The sequence below is a fragment of the Kitasatospora sp. NPDC101108 genome (assembly GCF_055584725.1).
In genome coordinates this window covers 87,823-106,502 of record NZ_JBVJLM010000002.1, presented here as the reverse complement: position 1 = coordinate 106,502, position 18,680 = coordinate 87,823, and the positions used below count along the sequence as shown (strand labels likewise).

The 18,680-nt window shown below is 73.1% G+C and carries 17 protein-coding genes; 5 read left to right on the top strand and 12 right to left on the bottom strand.

What is annotated here, in order from left to right; translation table 11 throughout:
- Positions 1-2: 2 nt before the first annotated feature.
- The 10 genes from ACZ6Z8_RS05225 to ACZ6Z8_RS05180 all read right to left on the bottom strand — a co-directional run bounded on the left by ACZ6Z8_RS05225 (position 3) and on the right by ACZ6Z8_RS05180 (position 9,188).
- Entirely contained in the window at positions 3-896 is an 894-nt protein-coding gene (locus ACZ6Z8_RS05225) for an ABC transporter permease (RefSeq protein ID WP_465606526.1), read from the bottom strand.
- Complete coding sequence (locus ACZ6Z8_RS05220; protein ID WP_465607467.1) at positions 883-1,686, bottom strand: ABC transporter ATP-binding protein; 804 nt, start codon at positions 1,684-1,686, stop codon at positions 883-885. The genes ACZ6Z8_RS05225 and ACZ6Z8_RS05220 overlap by 14 nt, the downstream gene beginning before the upstream one ends.
- 223 nt (positions 1,687-1,909) lie before the next feature.
- The gene (locus ACZ6Z8_RS05215; protein WP_465606524.1) at positions 1,910-3,073 is read right to left on the bottom strand and encodes an aliphatic sulfonate ABC transporter substrate-binding protein; all 1,164 of its coding nucleotides are present in this window, start codon (positions 3,071-3,073) and stop codon (positions 1,910-1,912) included.
- A gap of 246 nt (positions 3,074-3,319) precedes the next feature.
- A complete protein-coding gene (locus ACZ6Z8_RS05210; protein WP_465606523.1) occupies positions 3,320-4,648 on the bottom strand; it encodes a sulfate adenylyltransferase subunit 1 in 1,329 nt (442 codons plus the stop codon).
- The gene (cysD, locus tag ACZ6Z8_RS05205) at positions 4,648-5,604 is read right to left on the bottom strand and encodes a sulfate adenylyltransferase subunit CysD (RefSeq protein WP_465606521.1); all 957 of its coding nucleotides are present in this window, start codon (positions 5,602-5,604) and stop codon (positions 4,648-4,650) included. The genes ACZ6Z8_RS05210 and cysD overlap by 1 nt, the downstream gene beginning before the upstream one ends.
- Complete coding sequence (gene cysC / locus ACZ6Z8_RS05200; protein WP_465607465.1) at positions 5,601-6,182, bottom strand: adenylyl-sulfate kinase; 582 nt, start codon at positions 6,180-6,182, stop codon at positions 5,601-5,603. Before cysC ends, cysD begins: the two co-directional genes overlap by 4 nt.
- A 47-nt stretch (positions 6,183-6,229) precedes the next feature.
- Positions 6,230-6,931 (bottom strand): phosphoadenylyl-sulfate reductase, encoded by a 702-nt coding sequence (locus ACZ6Z8_RS05195; protein ID WP_465606519.1) that lies wholly within the window; start codon positions 6,929-6,931, stop codon positions 6,230-6,232.
- Positions 6,912-7,091, bottom strand: a complete 180-nt coding sequence (locus ACZ6Z8_RS05190) for a hypothetical protein (protein ID WP_030281704.1) — start codon at positions 7,089-7,091, stop codon at positions 6,912-6,914. Before ACZ6Z8_RS05190 ends, ACZ6Z8_RS05195 begins: the two co-directional genes overlap by 20 nt.
- 88 nt (positions 7,092-7,179) lie before the next feature.
- Positions 7,180-8,904 (bottom strand): nitrite/sulfite reductase, encoded by a 1,725-nt coding sequence (locus tag ACZ6Z8_RS05185; protein ID WP_465606517.1) that lies wholly within the window; start codon positions 8,902-8,904, stop codon positions 7,180-7,182.
- 200 nt (positions 8,905-9,104) lie between these two features.
- Entirely contained in the window at positions 9,105-9,188 is an 84-nt protein-coding gene (locus tag ACZ6Z8_RS05180; protein ID WP_310593185.1) for a putative leader peptide, read from the bottom strand.
- A gap of 189 nt (positions 9,189-9,377) precedes the next feature.
- On the opposite strand from ACZ6Z8_RS05180, the gene ACZ6Z8_RS05175 reads away from it, so the two are divergent.
- A complete protein-coding gene (locus ACZ6Z8_RS05175) occupies positions 9,378-10,739 on the top strand; it encodes a YihY/virulence factor BrkB family protein (RefSeq protein ID WP_465606515.1) in 1,362 nt (453 codons plus the stop codon).
- Between the two features lie 153 nt (positions 10,740-10,892).
- Here the strand turns inward: ACZ6Z8_RS05175 and ACZ6Z8_RS05170 are convergent, their stop codons facing one another.
- Positions 10,893-12,719, bottom strand: coding sequence for an FtsW/RodA/SpoVE family cell cycle protein (locus tag ACZ6Z8_RS05170; RefSeq protein ID WP_465606513.1), 1,827 nt, complete (start codon positions 12,717-12,719; stop codon positions 10,893-10,895).
- Between the two features lie 301 nt (positions 12,720-13,020).
- On the opposite strand from ACZ6Z8_RS05170, the gene ACZ6Z8_RS05165 reads away from it, so the two are divergent.
- From ACZ6Z8_RS05165 to ACZ6Z8_RS05150, 4 genes are all read left to right on the top strand, one after another.
- Entirely contained in the window at positions 13,021-14,076 is a 1,056-nt protein-coding gene (locus ACZ6Z8_RS05165; protein ID WP_465606511.1) for a cytochrome c oxidase assembly protein, read from the top strand.
- A 263-nt stretch (positions 14,077-14,339) separates the two neighbouring features.
- Positions 14,340-15,503 carry a ribosome small subunit-dependent GTPase A gene (gene rsgA, locus ACZ6Z8_RS05160; RefSeq protein ID WP_465606509.1) on the top strand — a complete coding sequence of 388 codons (1,164 nt, stop codon included), beginning with the start codon at positions 14,340-14,342 and terminating at the stop codon, positions 15,501-15,503.
- Between the two features lie 440 nt (positions 15,504-15,943).
- A complete protein-coding gene (locus ACZ6Z8_RS05155; protein ID WP_465606508.1) occupies positions 15,944-17,590 on the top strand; it encodes a DNA-3-methyladenine glycosylase 2 family protein in 1,647 nt (548 codons plus the stop codon).
- A complete protein-coding gene (locus ACZ6Z8_RS05150) occupies positions 17,587-18,096 on the top strand; it encodes a methylated-DNA--[protein]-cysteine S-methyltransferase (RefSeq protein WP_465606506.1) in 510 nt (169 codons plus the stop codon). The genes ACZ6Z8_RS05155 and ACZ6Z8_RS05150 overlap by 4 nt, the downstream gene beginning before the upstream one ends.
- A 25-nt stretch (positions 18,097-18,121) precedes the next feature.
- Here the strand turns inward: ACZ6Z8_RS05150 and ACZ6Z8_RS05145 are convergent, their stop codons facing one another.
- On the bottom strand, positions 18,122-18,631 hold the full coding sequence (locus ACZ6Z8_RS05145) for a GNAT family N-acetyltransferase (RefSeq protein WP_465606504.1): 510 nt from the start codon (positions 18,629-18,631) through the stop codon (positions 18,122-18,124).
- Positions 18,632-18,680 lie beyond the last annotated feature (49 nt).

Sequence of the window (18,680 nt, the reverse complement as noted above, 5' to 3'; positions counted from 1 at the left end):
TCTCACTTGGTGGAGGCCAGCAGGCCGCGGTTGCGCAGCACCCGGCGCTCGACCGGGGTGAACACCAGCAGCTCGATGGCGATGCCGACGAAGAGGATGAGGACGATGCCGAGCAGCACCCCCGACATGTCGGAGAACTCCCGCTGGTCCTCCAGGAACCGGCCGAGGCCCCGCCCGAGGTCGGGGGAGGAGGCGACGAGTTCCGCCGCCATCAGCGAGCGCCAGGAGAACGCCCAGCCCTGCTTGAGTCCGGCCAGGTAGCCGGGCAGCGCGGCGGGGATGAGCACGTGCCGGGCCCCGGCCAGGCCGGTGGCGCCGATGGTGCGCCCGGCCCGCAGGAACAGCGGCGGCACCTGGTCGATGCCGGCCACCAGCCCGTTGGCGATGGAGGGGACGGCGCCCAGCAGGATCACCGCGTACATCATCGAGTCGTTGATGCCGAGCCAGATGACGGCGGCCGGCACCCAGGCGACCGAGGGCAGCGACTGGAGGCCCTGGAGCACCGGGCCGATCGCGGTGCGCACCGGCTTGACCTGGGCGACGACCAGGCCGATCGGGGTGCCGATGAGGACGGCGAGCACGAAGCCGGACAGGCCGCGCCAGACGCTGGTCCAGATGATCGAGAACAGCGTGCCCTGGTACCAGAGGTCCTGGAGGGAGTGCCAGACGTCGACGGGGCTGGGCAGCTTGTACGAGGAGGTCAGGTGGAGGCTGTACGCGCCCTGCCACAGCGCCAGCACCACCAGCACGCCGATCAGCGGCGGCAGCGCCTTGCTGCGCAGCACCTCGCCGAGCGAGCTGCGGTGGGCGGCGACGGAGTCGAGGGCGTCCAGGCCCGCCCCGACCTCGGCGGTGTCGCCGTCGTTCCTGGCGGGGGCGGTGTCAGTGCTGGACATGGCGACGGATCTCCCCACGCAGTTCTTCGGTGATCTCGATGGACAGGTCGGCGACGCCGGAGGACTCGATGCGCCGGGGCTGCGGCAGGTCGATCCGCCACTCGCGGGCGACCCGGCCGGGCCGGGAGGAGAGCAGCACGACGCGCTGGGCCAGGCGGACGGCCTCGCGCACGTTGTGGGTGACGAACAGGACGGACAGCTGCCGTTCGGCCCAGATCCGGGTGATCTCGTCGTGCAGCACGTCGCGGGTGATGGCGTCGAGCGCGGCGAACGGCTCGTCCATCAGCAGCACCGTGCTGCCCTGGGCGAGGGCACGGGCCATCGCCACGCGCTGGCGCATGCCACCGGACAGCTCGTGCACCCGCTTGCCGTACGCGCCGCCCAGGCGGACGAGTTCGAGCAGGCGCTCGGCCTCGGCGCGGCGCTCGGGGCGGGGGACGCCGGCCAGCTTGAGGGCCAGCTCGATGTTCTTCCCGGCGGTGAGCCAGGGGAACAGGGCGTGCTCCTGGAACATCAGGGCGGGGCGGCCGCCGGGGACCTCGATGCTGCCGCGGCTGGGCTTGTCGAGGCCGGCGACCAGGTTGAGCAGGGTGGACTTGCCGCAGCCCGAGGCGCCGAGCAGGGTGACGAACTCGCCGGGCGCGACGTCGAGGGTGATGTCGTCCAGCACGTGGGTCCGGGCGCCCGGGCGGCCGAAGGACTTGTGCACGTGCGAGATCCGGACGGCGGGCGCGCCGCCGTCGGGGGCGAGGGCGGGGGCGTCGGCCTCGGTGGTCGGTGCCGGGGTCATCGGGACCTCCTGCTGAGTGGTCACGGGCCCCTCCCGGCCGTCGGCGGGCCGGGAGGGAGAGGGCTGCGAAGCGGGGGCCGGGGTCCGGCCCCGGCCCGTCCCGGTGGGCATCGATCGGGGATCGACCGGAGGCGGGCGGGGGCCGGACCGCGGATTCTGGGGCGGACTTCCGTACGGCCGGCGGTACTCGGCGCTGCTCGGCGCCACGGGCCGCCGATCGGCGCTACTTGGTGCCGAGCCCGGCGTCCGCCACGGGCGCCTGGCCCTTGGCCGCGAGGACCTTGTTCAGCAGGGTGAGGTCGTAGATGCCGTTGAGGTTGGGCCTCTTGAGGAGCCCGGCGGTCACGGCGTGGTCGGCCTCGGCCTGCAGGGTGCCGGCCAGCGGGTCGTCCAGGAAGTCGACGTCGGCCCAGGCCGGGTCGAGGACGGCCGGCTCCAGGGCGTTGCCGGCCTCCTTCTTGATCGCCTCGTTGGCGTCGGCCTTGGCCTTGTCGGGGTTGGCCTTGATGAAGGCGTTGGTGTTCACCGAGCCGCGCAGCACGGCCTCCACCACGTCCGGGTGCTCCTTGAGGAACTTCTGGGAGACGATGATGTTGGTGATCACGAACTTCTTGTCCGGCCAGACGTCCTTCTCGTTGAGCAGGACCTTCGCGCCGAGGGTGACCAGCTTGGAGGCGGTGGGCTCGGGCACCCAGGCGCCGTCGATGGAGCCCTGCCGGTAGGCGTCGGGGGTGACCTTGTTGTCGGTGCGCACCACCGAGACGTCGCCCGCGCCGGACGCCGCGTCCACCTTGTAGCCCTTGCCCGCCAGGTAGTTGAGCAGGGCCACGTCCTGGGTGTTGCCCAGCTGCGGGGTGGCGATCTTCTTGCCCCTGAGGTCGTCCAGCGAGGAGATCTTCTCCGGGTTGACCACCAGCTTGACCCCGCCGGAGGCCGAACCGCCGATGATCTTCAGGGACTTGCCGTCGGACTTGGTGTAGCCGTTGATCGCGGGGGAGGGGCCGATCCAGCCGATGTCGATGGAGCCGGCGTTGAGCGCCTCGATCTCGGCCGGACCCGCGTTGAAGACCTGGGTCTTGATCTGGGTGGCGCCCAACTCCTTCTGGAGGATGCCCTCCTGGAGGCCGACCAGGGCGGTGCCGTGGGTCAGGTTGGCGAAGTAGCCGATCTTCACCGTGGGGGAGGACAGCTTGACGCCCGAGGCCCCGGCCGCGGCGGCCGTGTCGGCGGAGCCGCCGGAGCCGCTGTCGGCGGCCTTGGAGCCGTAGCCGCAGGCCGACAGCAGGGCGACGGCGGTCAGGCCGGCGAGGGCGGCCGCGGCGGAGCGTCTGATCCGCCCGGCGTTGGGGCGGACGAAGGGATGGGAGGAGGCCGGGCTGGGTGCCATGGTGGTGGGTCCTGTTCGCGGACGGACCGTCAGGAAGCGGTCCCGGGGCGGACGGTGGGAAGTGGTTCGCGCGGCACGTCGGTGCCGGGGCAGGCCGGGCGGCGGCTGGGAACGCGGCCCGGTGACGGGGCAGTGCTCAGCCCCGTCGGCCCACACATCGGGTCAAGCCGCCCTGGCCGCTGCCGAGGACGCCGCTGCCGATGCGGCCGCCTTCCTTGTCCATGCCCGAGAACGCCTCGCTGGGCATCAGACCCAGTCCTCCTCGTGGGATGCGTCGGGAGCGTCGTCGCCGCGTACGGTCTCGAAGGCCTCGCCCGCCATGCCGGCGGTGAGGGTGGTGCCGTCGGCCGGGTCGATCAGCAGGAACGAGCCGGTGCGGCGGTTGTCGGTGTAGTCGTCGAGGGCCAGCGGCTCGGCGGTGCGCAGCTTCACGTGGCCGATGTCGTTGACGTTCAACCCGTCGGCGCCGGAACGGCGTTCGAGGGTGTCGATGTCGATCCGGTAGGAGATCTCCTTGACCAGCGCGCGCACGGTGCGGGTGGTGTGCTTGAGCAGCACCTTGTCCCCGGCGCGCAGCGGGCGCTCGTTGAGGTGGCTGACCGTGGCCTCGATGTCCTTGGTGGGGGCGGGCGCCGCCCCGGCGGCGATCAGGTCGCCCCGGGAGATGTCGAGGTCGTCGGCGAGCCGGACGGTGACCGACTGGGGCGCCCAGGCGACATCGCTCTCGCGGCCGAGGGCGTCGATCCCGGCGACGGTGGTGGTCAGGCCGGAGGGCAGCACGGTGACGGCGTCGCCGACCCGCAGCACCCCGGAGGCCAACTGGCCCGCGTAGCCGCGGTAGTCGGGGTGCTCCTCGGTCTGCGGGCGGATCACGTACTGGACCGGGAAGCGGACCGGCTCCCGGCTCGGGTCGCTGCCGACCGGAACGGTCTCCAGGTGCTCCAGCAGGGTCGGGCCGCCGTACCAGTCCATGTGCGCGGACGGCTCGACGACGTTGTCCCCGGCGAGGGCCGAGATCGGGACGGCGAGCACGTCGTTGACGCCGAGGGAGGCGGCGTAGGCGCCGAACTCCTCGGCGATGGCGGCGAAGACGGGCTCCGCGTAGTCGACCAGGTCCATCTTGTTGACGGCCAGCACGACGTGCGGCACCCGCAGCAGGGCGGCGACGGCCGCGTGCCGGCGGGTCTGCTCGACCACGCCGTTGCGGGCGTCGACCAGGACGACGGCGAGCTCGGCGGTGGAGGCGCCGGTCACCATGTTGCGGGTGTACTGCACGTGCCCGGGAGTGTCGGCGAGGATGAACCGCCGCCGGGGGGTGGCGAAGTAGCGGTAGGCGACGTCGATGGTGATGCCCTGCTCGCGCTCGGCCCGCAGGCCGTCGGTGAGCAGCGCGAGGTCGGGCGCCTCCTGGCCGCGGCCCAGGGAGACGCGCTCGACGGCCTCCAGCTGGTCGGCGAGCACCGACTTGGAGTCGTGCAGCAGCCGGCCGACCAGGGTGGACTTGCCGTCGTCGACGGAACCGGCGGTGGCGAAGCGCAGCAGGGAGGTGGCGCTGGTCTCGACGGTCGTGCTCATTAGAAGTACCCCTCGCGCTTGCGGTCTTCCATCGCGGCCTCGGACAGCTTGTCGTCGGCGCGGGTGGCGCCGCGCTCGGTGAGGCGGCTGGCGGCGATCTCGGCGATCACGGCCTCGATGGTGGTGGCGTCGGAGTCGACCGCGCCGGTGCAGGACATGTCGCCGACGGTGCGGTAGCGGACCAGCCGCCGCTCGACCGGCTCGCCGTCCTTGGGGCCGCCCCACTCGCCGGCGGTCAGCCACATGCCGCCCCGGGCGAAGACGTCCCGCTCGTGCGCGTAGTAGATCTCCGGCAGCTCGATGCCCTCACGCTCGATGTACTGCCAGACGTCCAGCTCGGTCCAGTTGGACAGCGGGAAGACCCGCACGTGCTCGCCCACCGCGTGCCGGCCGTTGTACAGCGACCACAGCTCGGGGCGCTGGCGGCGCGGGTCCCAGGCGCCGAACTCGTCGCGCAGGGAGAAGACGCGCTCCTTGGCGCGGGCCTTCTCCTCGTCCCGGCGGCCGCCGCCGAACACCGCGTCGAAGCGGTTGCGCTCGATCGCGTCGAGCAGCGGGACGGTCTGCAGCGGGTTCCGGGTGCCGTCCGGGCGCTCGCGCAGCCGGCCGTCGTCGATGAAGTCCTGGACGTGGGCGACGTGCAGGCGCAGCTTGTGCTCGGCCACGACGCGGTCGCGGTAGGCCAGCACCTCGGGGAAGTTGTGCCCGGTGTCGACGTGCAGCAGCGAGAAGGGGACGGCGGCGGGCGCGAAGGCCTTGAGCGCCAGGTGCAGCATGAGGATGGAGTCCTTGCCGCCGGAGAACAGGATCACCGGGCGCTCGAACTCCCCCGCGACCTCGCGGAAGATGTGCACCGACTCGGCCTCCAGCGCGTCCAGGTGGGACAGCGCGAAGGGCGCCCCCGAACTCCGGTCGGGGTCGTCGGTGCGGACCGGACTGTCGGTCGCGGTGGTCATGCCAGGCCCCTCTCGGTCAGGAAGGCGTGCAGCTCGGCGGCGGAGTCGGCCACCGCGCGGCCCTGCGTCTGGATCCGCAGCTCCGGGTTCTCCGGGGCCTCGTACGGGTCGTCGACACCGGTCAGGCCGGAGATCTCGCCGGCCGCCTGCTTGGCGTACAGGCCCTTGACGTCCCGCTCGGCGCACAGCTCGACCGGGGTGGCGACGTGGATCTCCAGGAACTCGGTGCCCGCCGCCGCGTGCCGCTCGCGCACCGCGGTGCGGGAGTCGGCGAACGGGGCGATCACCGGGGCCAGCACCTTGACGCCGTTGGCGGCGAGCTTCTCGGCGACGAAGCCGATCCGGGTGACGTTGGTGTGCCGGTCCTCGCGGGAGAAGCCGAGGCCCTTGGAGAGGAACTCGCGGATCTCGTCGCCGTCCAGCACCTCGACCTTGTGGCCCTCGGCGCGCAGCCGCCCGGCCAGCGCGAAGGCGAGGGTGGTCTTGCCCGCGCTCGGCAGCCCGGTCAGCCACACGGTGGCGCCGCGCTCGCAGGGGCCGGCCGCGGGGGCCGCCTCTGCGGCTCCGTCAGCGGCCAGGGTGTCAGCTGTCACGGTTCTTTCCTTACGCGAGAAGTGGTGGGGGGTCAGAGGTGGATGCCGCACTCGGTCTTGCCGGAGCCGGACCAGCGGCCGGCCCGGGCGTCCTCGCCCTCCCCCGGCTTGCGGGTGCAGGACAGCGGCGAGCAGCCGATCGAGGTGTAGCCCTCCCACAGCAGCGGGTTGAGCAGCACCCCGTTGGCGGCCACGTAGGCGTCCACGTCCTCCTGCGTCCACCGGGCGATCGGGGCGATCTTGACCTTGCGGCGCTTCGGGTCCCAGGAGACCATCGGGGTGTTCGCCCGGGACGGGGACTCGTCGCGGCGCAGCCCGGTGGCCCAGGCGTCGTAGCCGCCGAGGCCGCGGTTGAGCGGCTCGACCTTGCGCAGCGAGCAGCACAGGTCCGGGTCGCGGTCGTGCAGGTTCGGCCCGTACTCGGCGTCCTGCTCGGCCACGGTCTTCAGCGGGGTGAGCGTGATGACGTTGACCGGCATGGTCGCCGCCACCGCGTCCCGGGTGCCGATGGTCTCCGCGAAGTGGTAGCCGGTGTCCAGGAACACCACGTCCACGCCGGGGAACACCGAGGCGGCGAGGTGGGCGACCACCGCGTCCTCCATCGAGGAGGTCACGCAGAACCGCTTGCCGAAGGTGTCGGCGGCCCAGCGCAGGACCTCCTGCGCCGTGGCCTCTTCCAGCTCGCGGCCGGCCCGGACGGCGATCTCCTCGTGGTCAGTCGCGGTGCTGCTCATGGGACGTACCCCCGTTGGTCGGTGACAGCAGGCCGAGGAACTTCAGCTGGAAGGCGCGGCGGCACCCGTGGCACTCCCAGGCGCCGTGGCCGGCCTCCGACGGGCGCAGGTCCTCGTCCCCGCAGTACGGGCAGAAGAACGGTGCGGCTCGCTCACTCATCGCCCACCTCTCTGCGGTCGGCGTTCGCTGCGCTCGGCGTTCGCTTCGCGAACACGCCCCGCCGATTCGGTTCGCCCACTCCGCTCGCTCATGACAGCTGCTCCTCGGTGGCGCGGGCCGTCCACTGGGCGAAGCGCTCGCCCTCGGTGCGGTCGGCCTGGTAGCGGGTCAGCAGGCGCTCGACGTAGTCGGGCAGGCCGGCGCTGGTGACCTTGAGGCCGCGGACCTTGCGGCCGAAGCCGGCCTCCAGGCCGAGCGCGCCGCCCAGGTGCACCTGGTAGCCCTCGACCTGGTTGCCGTTCTCGTCGGTGACGAGCTGGCCCTTGAGGCCGATGTCGGCGACCTGGATGCGGGCGCAGGCGTTCGGGCAGCCGTTGATGTTGATGGTCAGCGGCTCGGCGAAGTCCGGGAGGCGCTGTTCGAGTTCGTCGATCAGGGTGCGGCCGCGCTCCTTGGTCTCGACGATGGCGAGCTTGCAGTACTCGATGCCGGTGCAGGCCATGGTGCCGCGGCGGAACGGCGAGGGGGTGACCCGCAGGTCGAGCGCCTCCAGTCCGGCCACCACCGACTCGACGTGCTCCTCGGCGATGTCGAGGATGAGCATCTTCTGCTCGGTGGTGGTGCGCACCCGGTCGCTGCCGTGAGCGGCGGCGAGGTCGGCGATCCGGCCGAGCAGCTTGCCGTCGACCCGGCCGACGCGCGGGGCGAAGCCGATGTAGTAGCGGCCGTCCCGCTGCTGGTGGACACCGACGTGGTCGCGCCAGCGGGCGACCGGCTCGGTGGGCGCGGGGCCGTCGATCAGGCGGTCCTTCAGGTACTCGTCCTCCAGCACCCGGCGGAACTTCTCCACGCCCCAGTCGGCGACCAGGAACTTCAGCCGGGCGCGGTTGCGCAGGCGCCGGTAGCCGAAGTCGCGGAAGATGCTGATCACGCCGCCGAAGACGTCCGGCACCTGCTCCAGCGGGACCCAGGCGCCCAGCCGCACGCCCAGCTTGGGGTTGGTGGACAGGCCGCCGCCGACCCACAGGTCGAAGCCGGGGCCGTGCTCGGGGTGGACCACGCCGACGAAGGAGACGTCGTTGATCTCGTGCGCGACGTCCAGCAGCGGGGAGCCGGAGATGGCGGCCTTGAACTTGCGCGGCAGGTTGGAGAACTCCGGGTTGCCGATGAAGCGGCGCTGGATCTCCTCGATCGCCGGGGTGCCGTCGATGATCTCGTCCCGGGCGACGCCGGCCACCGGGGAGCCGAGGATGGCGCGCGGGGTGTCGCCGCAGGCCTCGGTGGTGGACAGGCCGACGGCCTCCAGCTTGCGCCAGATCGCCGGGACGTCCTCGATCCGGATCCAGTGGAACTGGATGTTCTGCCGGTCGGTCAGGTCGGCGGTGCCCCGGGCGTACTGCTCGGAGACCTCGGCGACGGCCCGCAGCTGGGGGACCGTCAGCCGGCCGCCGTCGATGCGCACGCGCATCATGAAGTACTCGGCGTCCAGCTCGTGCGGGTCCAGGATGGCGGTCTTGCCGCCGTCGATGCCCTCCTTGCGCTGGGTGTAGAGCCCCCACCAGCGCATCCGGCCGCGCAGGTCGGCGGGGTCGATCGAGTCGAAGCCCCGGTGCGCGTAGATCGTCTCAATGCGCGTCCGCACATTGAGACCGTCGTCGTCCTTCTTGAACTGCTCGTTGGCGTTCAGGGGGGTGTAGTGGCCCATGCCCCACTGCCCCTCGCCGCGGTGGCGGGTCACCTTGCGAGCCGCTGCGGGGCGGCGCGCGGCGGTGCGGTCGGCCGTGGGCTCGGCGGTCTCGGGAGAGGTGGCCATGCTGAAAGTCCTTCGGGGCAGGTGGCGCTGACGCCGGGTGGGTCGCGGAGCGTGCTCGGCCGTGCGGTGCTGCTGTGACCTGCGGGTTTCTCAGGACCGGGAGAGCAGTTGGCCGGGCCGGGCGGGCGCCTGCGCATCCGCTGGTGCGGGGATGGGCGGTCGGATCGGCGCCGGGTGCGGTGGTGCGGCGGGGTGGGGGCTCAGGTCACCGGACAGATGGCGCTGGACACGCGAAGGAGATCGACGTGCAGTCGACCTACTAGGGTGGTTCCGGCGCTAGGCATGGCAAGAGATTCGCACGGCCCGGGACTCGCGGTCCACTAACATCCGGATGCTGGACGCTGTGGTTTCGAAATGCGGGACGCCTGACCGTTCCCGCCGCTCCCCGCCGGGCGTCCGCGGCCGCGGTGCGCACGCGCCCGTACCCCCGGGGGAGATCAACCGGAGCGTCCCGGCCCGATACCGTTAGCGCTGTGCAAGCAGCAGGCGATACGAGCAGGCCGAACCCCGAGCGGCCGTCCCGGCGTCGGGGCAAGGGCTCCCGGCGCGCGGCCAAACGGGCCACCTGGCGCCATACGGCGTGGGACTTGGTGAAGGACACCACCAACACCTGCGTCGAGTACCGGGTCACCGGCCTCGCCGCGGAGGCGGCCTTCTTCACCCTGCTGTCGATCCCGCCGCTGCTGCTCGGCCTGGCGGCCACCCTCGGCTACCTCGACGCGTTCGTCGGCGCCGGCACCATCGAGCGGCTCAAGCACGACATCGTCTCGGCCTCCGGGACGGTGCTCTCGGACTCCTCCGTCAACGAGGTCGTCAAACCACTGCTCAGCCAGGTCTTCGACCACGTCCGGCCGGACCTGATCTCGATCGGCTTCCTGCTGTCGCTGTGGTCCGGATCCCGGGCGCTCTACATCTTCATCGACACCATCACCGTGATGTACGGGCTGGACGGCAAGCGGGGCATCGTCAAGACCCGGCTGATGTCGCTCGGCCTCTACCTCGGCGCCCTCGTCATCGGCTCCCTGGTGCTGCCGCTGATGATGGCGGGGCCCGGGCTGGTCGAGAACGCCGTCTCGGGCCTCGCCGGGGTGGTCAGCGCCGCCTACTGGCCGGTCGCGATCCTGCTGCTGATCGTCTCCCTCACCACTCTCTACCACCTGGCCGTACCGGTCTCCACGCCCTGGCGCGAGGACATCCCCGGTGCGCTGGTCGCCCTGGTGGTGCTGGTCTTCTGCAGCGTCGGCCTGCGGATCTACCTGGTCAGCTCGGTCGAGGGCCCCTCGGTGTACGGCTCGCTGGCGGCGCCGGTGGCCGTGCTGCTGTGGATCTTCGTGGTGGCCCTCGCGGTGCTCATCGGCGCCGCCATGAACGCCGCGATAGACCGCCGCTGGCCCACCCTGGAGACCGCGGACGCCCGCGCCGAGAACGAGCGCGCCCACGAGGAGGCGGCCGCCGCCGTGGTCCGCGAGGTCGCCGCCCGGCGGGCCGTCGAACGGGCCCGGCGGGCCCGCGAGCTGGGACTGGCCGAGGGGGCCGAGGAGGAGTGGGGCGAGGACGAGGCGGACGACGTCGACGCGCCCGCCGAGTACCCCGAGCGGTGGGCCGACGTGCTGGCGGCCGACAACGTGCGCGGGCGCCTCACCGCCCGGCCGGGGCCGCACCACCGGCCCGCTCCGCCGCCGCCGGACAGCGACCGGCCGCTGGGGCCGCCGCCGGAGCGGCCGGGGCAGGGGGCGCAGGGGCCTGGACCGGGACCGGGGTTGCCGCCGGAGCGGCCGGGGTCGGGGCCGGGCTACCCGCCCAGGCCGCCGCAGCCGCCGTGGGAGCAGCGGTAGCGGGTTCTCCGTGCACGGGTACGGACAGGGCCTCCCTCGCGGGTCGCGGGGGAGGCCCTGTGCGTTCGGCGCCGGGGTCGGGGCCAGGGCCGGGGGCTCTGGGGCCCTGGGGGCCTTGGGGGCTTCCGGGGCCCTGGGTGTTCTCGGTGTTCCTCAGGCGGGCGGGTTCGAGGGGAACGGGGACCGCGGCGGCAGACCGTAGCCCTGGGCGTGCTGCTCGTTGACCGGCGGGTAGCCGTACGAGGCCTGGGGAGCGGGCGGCTGGGGCCCGTCGGGGTGCGGGGCGACCGGGGCCTGGCCGAAGGCGGGGCGCAGCTCGGTGGCGGCGCCCGGGTCGGTGAGGCCGGGGCCGGCGGTGGTCTGCGCGGTCGGGTCGGATCCCGGGGCCGGGGGCCGGCCCGCGCCGCCCGGGGTCCGGTCGGGGCTGGGGACGGGGTCCTGGCCCTGGTTCGGGCCCTGGTGTCGGCTTGAGCTCGGGCCCTGGTCGGGACCCTGGTTGGGGCCCTGGTGGGGGCCCTGGCTCGGGTTCGGCGGGGCGGGGTCGGTGGCGGCCGGGCGGTTGCCCGGGCCGGCCTGGGCGGGGAGCGGCTCGGGAGTCGGCTGGACCGGGTCCAGCGCGGTGCGTCCCGAGGAGTCGCTGAGCTTGATCAGCAGCGCGACCATCAGCCAGTTCGCCAGCAGCGAGGAACCACCGGCCGCCAGGAACGGCAGGGCCTTGCCGGTCAGCGGGACCAGCCCGCTCACGCCGCCGACCACCACGAAGATCTGCAGCGCGAGCGCCGCCGACAGCCCGGCCGCGAGCAGCTTGCCGAACGGGTCGGTCAGGCCGATCGCGGTGCGCAGGCCGCGCTGGATCAGCAGCACGTACACCAGCAGGAGGGCGGTCACCCCGGCCAGGCCCAGCTCCTCGCCGACGGTGGTGAAGATGAAGTCGCTGCGCCCGGCGAAGCCGATCAGCCACGGCCGGCCCGAGCCCAGGCCCGTCCCGGTCAGGTGCCCGGTGCCCAGGCTGAACAGCGCCTCGGCGGGCTGCTCGGAGATCGCCGGGTCGTGCACCGGCTTGTAGTAGTCGAGCGGGTGCAGCCAGGCCTCGACGCGGCCGTGCACGTGGGGCTCCAGGGTGCCGACCACCGTCGCACCGCCGACCGCCATGAGCAGGCCGAGGACGACCCAGCTGGTGCGCTCGGTCGCCACGTACAGCATCACGATGAAGAGGCCGAAGAAGATCAGCGAGGTGCCGAGGTCGCGTTCGAAGATCAGCACCAGCAGGCTGACCGCCCAGATCGCGAGCACCGGGCCGACGTGCCGTCCGCGCGGCAGGGTCATCCCCCAGACCTTCCGCCCGGCCAGGGCCAGGGCGTCCCGGTTGGCCATCAGGTAGCCCGCGAAGAAGATCGTGATCGCGACCTTCACGAACTCGTCCGGCTCGAAGGACGGCAGCCCGGGGAGCTTGATCCACCGCTTGGCGCCGAAGCTGTCCGTCGGCGAGAACACCGGCGCCGTCAGCAGGATCAGTGCGCCCGCCATCATCACGTAGACGTACCGCTGGAAGAAGCGGTGGTGCTTGACGAAGACGATCAGCGCGATCGCCGCCGCCACCGAGATGAACACCCACATCATCTGGGAGGGCGCGGCGGGGAGCTTCTGGTAGTCGCCCTTGCCGGGGTGCGCCGCCTTGTAGCTGAAGTCCAGCCGGTCCAGCAGCATCAGCCCGAAGCCGGTCAGGAAGACGCCCAGCGGCAGGATCAGCGGGTCCGCGTACGGTGCGAACCGGCGCACCGCCAGGTGCGCCACCGCGACCAGCGCCCCCAGGGACAGGCCGTGGACCAGTAGTCCGGACGGCAGCTTGCCGGTCAATGCCAGCGAGGCGTCGATGTGTCCGGCCAGACAGACGGCCACCGCGAGCGCCAACAGGCCCAGCTCGATGTTGCGGTGGCGCGCGGCCAGCCGTCGGCCCTCGCCGCGTGCAGTGCTTTGCACCTCTTGTCGTCCCCTTGTTGTCACCCACGTGGCCGGTATCGCGCCGACGGTGCATCCTGCCAGACGAACGCGGCCCGCCGCCGGTTGCGCCCCCGGGCCCGGCAAGGGCAGAACTTTGCCTCGGCAAAGCTTTGTCGGCCCTTGGTAAAGCTTTGTTCAGGCCCGGGTATAGAGGCGGGCCCCGGCCGCGGCGGGCCGGGCCGGGAGCGCCATCATGGCCGGGCGCCGAGGCCCCTGCCCGGCGACTCCCGGCGCCTCTCCGGCGACCCCGGGTGGCGGTGCGGACGAGGTGGGCGGACGGATGAACGGCGCGGTGGATCTCGCGGCCCAGGCGCTCGGCCACGGGGCCGCGGTCCGGGCGCTCGGCCACGGGGGCGCGGTCCACGCGCTCGCGTACAGCGGGCCGCCCGCGTGGCAGTGGTCCGACCTGGCCACCTCCTGGACCCTCGAACCGCTGGTGCTCACCCTGTCGCTGCTCCTCGGCGGCTGGTACCTGGCCGCGGTGCGCACCGTCCACCGCGGCGGCGAACGCTGGCAGGCCACCCGCACCGCGGCCTTCCTCGGCGGGCTGCTGCTGTGGATCTGGTGCACCTGCTCCGGCCTCGGCGTGTACGAGCGCATCCTGTTCACCGACCGGGCCGTGCAGGTCGTGCTGCTGCTCATGGTCGTCCCGCTGCTGCTCGCGCTCGGCGCACCCGTCTCGCTGCTGGTCGAGTCCTCGCCGGAGCACCGGCGGGAGCGGATCCTGCGGGTGCTGCGCAGCCGGCCGTCCAAGGTGCTGATGTTCCCGGCGGTCTCCACGGCGCTGCTGATGGCGCCGCCGTGGCTCCTCTACTTCACGCCCTGGTACGAGTGGTCGCTCTCCAGCGGGGTCGGGAACGTGGTGCTGCACCTGGCGCTGGTGCTGCTGGGACTCGCCTACTTCTGGCCGCGGCTGCAGCTCGACCCGGTCGGGCACGAGTACCCGCACCTGGTCGGGCTGTTCATCACCTTCGCCGAGGTGATCTTCGACGCCGGGCTCGGGATCGTGCTGATCTACGGCGGCCACCTCGTCGCCGAGCACTACTACGTCGCGCTCGGGCGGCCCTGGGGGCCGAGCCCGGCCCAGGACCAGACCTGGGGCGGCAACGCCTTCTGGGTGCTGGGCGACCTCGTCGGGCTGCCGTTCCTCGCCGCACTGGTGCGGCGGATGGTGGTGCAGGGGCGCGAGGAGATCAAGGCCGTGGACGCCGAGCTGGACGCCCGCTTCGAGGAGCAGGCCGCCCGGGCCAGGGCGGAGGGGCTGCCGGAGGAGGAGACGGGCATGCGGCCCTGGTGGCTGGACGACCCGAACCTCAAGCACCGGTACGGCGGATAGCCCCGCCCTCTTCCGGACGGCATTTCCGCAGGTCAAAAATAGGTTGGCCGTCGCCCCGAGCTCCACTAGCGTGTGACGCGTCAGGTTCGGGGGCCATTGGGCCGCCCGAGGAGTAGAGAGCAGGAGGTGAACCCCGTGGTCGTTGTCGCCCCGATAGCTGCCCTGGGCAGCGCTCGCGTTCACCTCCTCTTCCCGGCCGCCGGCTGAGCCCTCCGCGCCAGCCGTAGCCCGCCGGGACCATCTCCTCCCGAAGGGCCACTGCGTTGTTCAACGCTGCCTCCGTTCCGTCGTTCTCCTCTTCTTCTTCGTCTTCTTCTTCGTTCTCCGGCGACAGCCTCACCGACGGCTCCACCGCGGGTTCCCCGCTGGCCGGCTACGGCTGGACGCCCGAGCTCGACGAGCTCTTCGCACCGCTCGCCGAAGCCGGGCTGCTCCCGGCCCGGATCCTCCGGGTCGACCGCGGCCAGTGCGACGCCGTCCTCGCCGACCCGGAGACGGGCGAGCTGCGCACCGTCCGGCTCGACACCCGGCGGGTGGGCGACGCCGACATGATCAACTGCCCGTGCACGGGCGACTGGGCCGCCGTCGACCTGCACGCCCAGCCGATGGCCGCCGTCACCGCGCTGCTGCCGCGCTCCACCGCGATCATCCGCAAGGTGGCGGGCAAGCGTTCCGACGGCCAGGTGCTGGCGGCCAACGTCGACACCGTCCTGATCGCCGCCTCGCTGGCGGCCGATCCCGACCTCGGGCGGATCGAGCGCTTCCTCGCCCTGGCCTGGGAGTCCGGCGCCGAGCCCCTGGTCGTCCTCACCAAGGCCGATCTGGTGGACGACGCCGACTTCATCCGGGCCGACGTCGAAGCGGTCGCGCCCGGTGTCACCGTGCTGGTGGTCAGCGCCGAGACCGGAGAGGGCATCGACGTGCTCCGCGCCTGCGCGCCCGGCACCGCCGTGCTGATCGGCCAGTCCGGTGTGGGCAAGTCCACCCTCACCAACGCGCTGGTCGGCGCCGAGGTGATGACCGTCCAGCGGGCCCGTGAGGTCGACCAGAAGGGCCGCCACACGACGACCACCCGCGAACTGATGGCGCTGCCCGGCGGGGGCGTGCTGATCGACACCCCCGGGCTGCGCGAGGTCGGCCTCTACGGTGGCGAGGGGGTGGACCTGGCCTTCGCCGACATAGCCGAGCTGGCCGAGGAGTGCCGCTTCCACGACTGCAACCACCACACCGAGCCCGGCTGCGCGGTGCGGGCGGCGCTGGAGGACGGCAGTCTGCCGCAGCGTCGGATGGACAGCTACCTCAAGCTCCAGCGCGAGAACGAGTGGATCGCCTCCCGTTCGGACGCCCGGGTGGCCAAGGCCCGGCTGAACAAGTGGAAGGCGATCACCAAGTCGATGCGTGCGGCGGGAGGTCCGGTGAAGCGTTGAGCGGATGTGCCCCTGGCCCGGGTGACGGGCGTCAGCCGGGCCCGGCTGGGGGCTGAACACCTGTGCTGATCATCTGCGGTGGCCGTCTGTAGCGGCGGCCCGGTGGTGGCTACGGGACGTGGCCACCTGTGCCGGCTACCTGTAGTGGCCCATCTGTGGGGGCCACCTGTCGTGGCCACCTGCTTCGGCCGGCCGCCGGCGGCCGGCCAAAGCAGGACGGGCTGGGGCGCGCGGGTGTGGTGGGCGTGGTGGATGGGCGCGCGGTGGTGGGTGGTGGTGGGTGCGCGCGTGGTGGTGGGTGGTGGCGGCGGGTGGGTGGGGGAGGGGGAGGGAGGGGCCCAGAGAACCGGTGGCCAGTTCCCACCCGAGGGTTCCGGCGCCGCTCCGGCGGTGCCGGAGCGGCGCCGGGGAAACAGCCGACCGGAAAGCCCCGAACGGTGATGTCCGATTCCCGCCAGTCGCCCCCCGCCCGGTGCCGCAGACTGGACAGCGTGATCGACGACGACATCCGGTACCGAGCCGTGGACAGCCGGGACTCCCGCTTCGACGGGGTCTTCTTCACGGCCGTCACCTCGACCGGCATCTACTGCCGACCGAGCTGCCCCGCCGTGACCCCCAAACGCGCCAACTGCCGCTTCTACCCCAGCGCCGCGGCCGCCCAGGGCGCCGGCTTCCGGGCCTGCCGCCGCTGCCGCCCGGACTCCGTGCCCGGCTCCCCGGAGTGGAACCACCGCGCCGACCTGGTCGGCCGCGCGATGCGCCTGATCGGCGACGGCGTGGTGGACCGCGAGGGCGTCGCGGGCCTGGCGGGCCGGCTCGGTTACAGCGCCCGGCAGCTGCAGCGCCAGCTCATCGCCGAACTCGGCGCCGGCCCGATCGCGCTGGCCCGCGCCCGCCGTGCCCAGACCGCCCGGCTGCTCCTGCAGACCACCGAGCTGCCCGTCACGGACATCGCGTTCGCGGCCGGCTTCGCCTCCGTCCGCCAGTTCAACGACACCGTCCGGGAGGTCTACGACCGCACCCCCAGCGGTCTCCGCGCCGAGGTCGTGGCGGGCCGCCGCACCGCGACCCCGGCCGGCGGCCTCACCCTGCGCCTGGCCTACCGCGGCGCGATCGACAGCGACCACCTGATCGACTTCCTCGAACTGCGCGCCGTCCCCGGCGTGGAGGAGGTCGTGCCCGGCGCGCGCCCCGGCGTGCGCACCTACCGGCGCACTCTCGCGCTCCCGTACGGGCACGGCATCGCCGAGGTGGACGGCCTCGCGCCGGAGGACCCGCTCACCCGCGGCTGGCTCGACTGCCGTCTGCTGCTCGCCGACCTGCGCGACCTGCCGACGGCCGTCCAGCGGCTGCGCGTCCTGTTCGACCTGGACGCCGACCCGGACGCCGTCGACGAGCAGCTCGACGCCGACCCGGTGCTCGGCCCACTGGTCCGTGAGCGCCCCGGCCTGCGCTCGCCCGGACACGTGGATCCGCACGAGCTGGCCGTCCGCGCCGTGCTCGGCCAGCAGATCACCGTCGGCGCCGCCCGTACCCTGGCCGGTCGGCTCGCCGAGAGGTACGGCACCGCGCTGCCCGAGCCGAACGGCGGCCTGCGGCTGCTCTTCCCCACGTCGGCGGCGCTGGCCACCGCCGACCCCGGGGACTTCGCGATGCCCGCGGCCCGCCGCCGCGCGCTCACCGGACTGTGCGCGGCGCTGGCCGAGGGTGTGGTGCGGCTGGACGGCGGGGTGGACCGGGAGGAGGCCGCCGCCCAGCTGCTGGCCCTGCCCGGCATCGGCCCGTGGACGGTCGGCTACCTGCGGATGCGCGCCCTCGCCGATCCCGATGTGTTCCTCCCGAGCGACATCGGCGTCAAGCACGGCCTGATCCGGCTCGGCGCCCCCGGCGACCCGAAGTCCGCCGCACTCGCCGCCGGGGCCTGGGCCCCGTGGCGCTCCTACGCCGTCCACCGGCTGTGGGCCGGCCCCGCGAGCGCTGCCCCGAGCGCCGCCCCGAGCGCCGGAGCCGGCACCACCCCGAGCGCCGGGACCAGCGCCCCCCTCAGCCTCAGCACCAGCCCCGGAACGGAGAACGACCCGGCATGAGCACCACCGTCTTCACCACCATGGAGAGCCCATTCGGCCGCCTGCTGCTCAGCGGCGTGCTGCCCGGGGACGGCGGGCCGGCTGCCCTGGCCACCGTCACCGCGCCCGGACAGAAGTACGCCCTGGCCGAGCCCGCCGACGGCTGGGAGTTCGACCCCGGGGCCCTCGCCGAGCCGGTCGCCCAGCTGACCGCCTACTTCCGCGGCGAGCGCACCACCTTCGACCTGCCGCTGGCCCCCGAGGGCACCGAGTTCCGCCGCCGGGTCTGGGCCGCGCTGGACGAGGTCCCGTACGGCACGACCGTCACCTACGGCCAACTCGCCCAGCTGGCCGGCCAGTCGCCGCGGATGGTCCGCGCGGTCGGCGGCGCGGTGGGCGCCAACCCGCTGTTGATCGTGCGCCCCTGCCACCGGGTGCTCGGCGCCAACGGCTCGCTCACCGGCTTCGCGGCGGGCGTGGACCGCAAGCGCTGGCTGCTGGAGCTGGAGAGCGGCACGCTCTTCTGACATGGACCGGGGCGCGCGAACGGTGTCAGCCCCGGAGGTCCACCCGCCAGTTGTTGCTGCGCATGAACCGGCCGGGCGGGAACTCGAACTCCGTCTCGCCGAGCAGGGTGAACCCGGCCTTCGCGCACACCGCGTTGGAGGCGGGGTTGTCCACCGAGGGGAAGGCGTGCAGGAAGCGGTGCGCGGCCTCACGCCGGGCGGCCGCGACGGCGGCCCGGGTGGCGGTCACCGCGATGCCCTTCCCCTGGTGCCCGGGCAGCACGTTCCAGCCCATCTCGTGGACGGTCTCGCCCGCCCAGGTGCGGGTGCCGTAGCCGACCGTGCCGACGGCCTCGCCCTCGGGCAGCAGCACGATCCGGTACATGCAGCCCAGGGCGGACGGGACGAAGTCCAGGTAGCGCCCGTGCCGGACGAGCAGTTGCTCCTCCGTCTCCGGTCCGCCGACGTGCTTCTTCATCTCCGGGGTGTTGACCCGGCGCAGCAGCGCGAGGTCGGCGTCCGTCCAGGGCTCGATCTGTACCTCGATGTCGGTCATGCCGGGACGCTAGTGGCCACCGCGTCCCGGCAGCCACCCATTTCGTTCC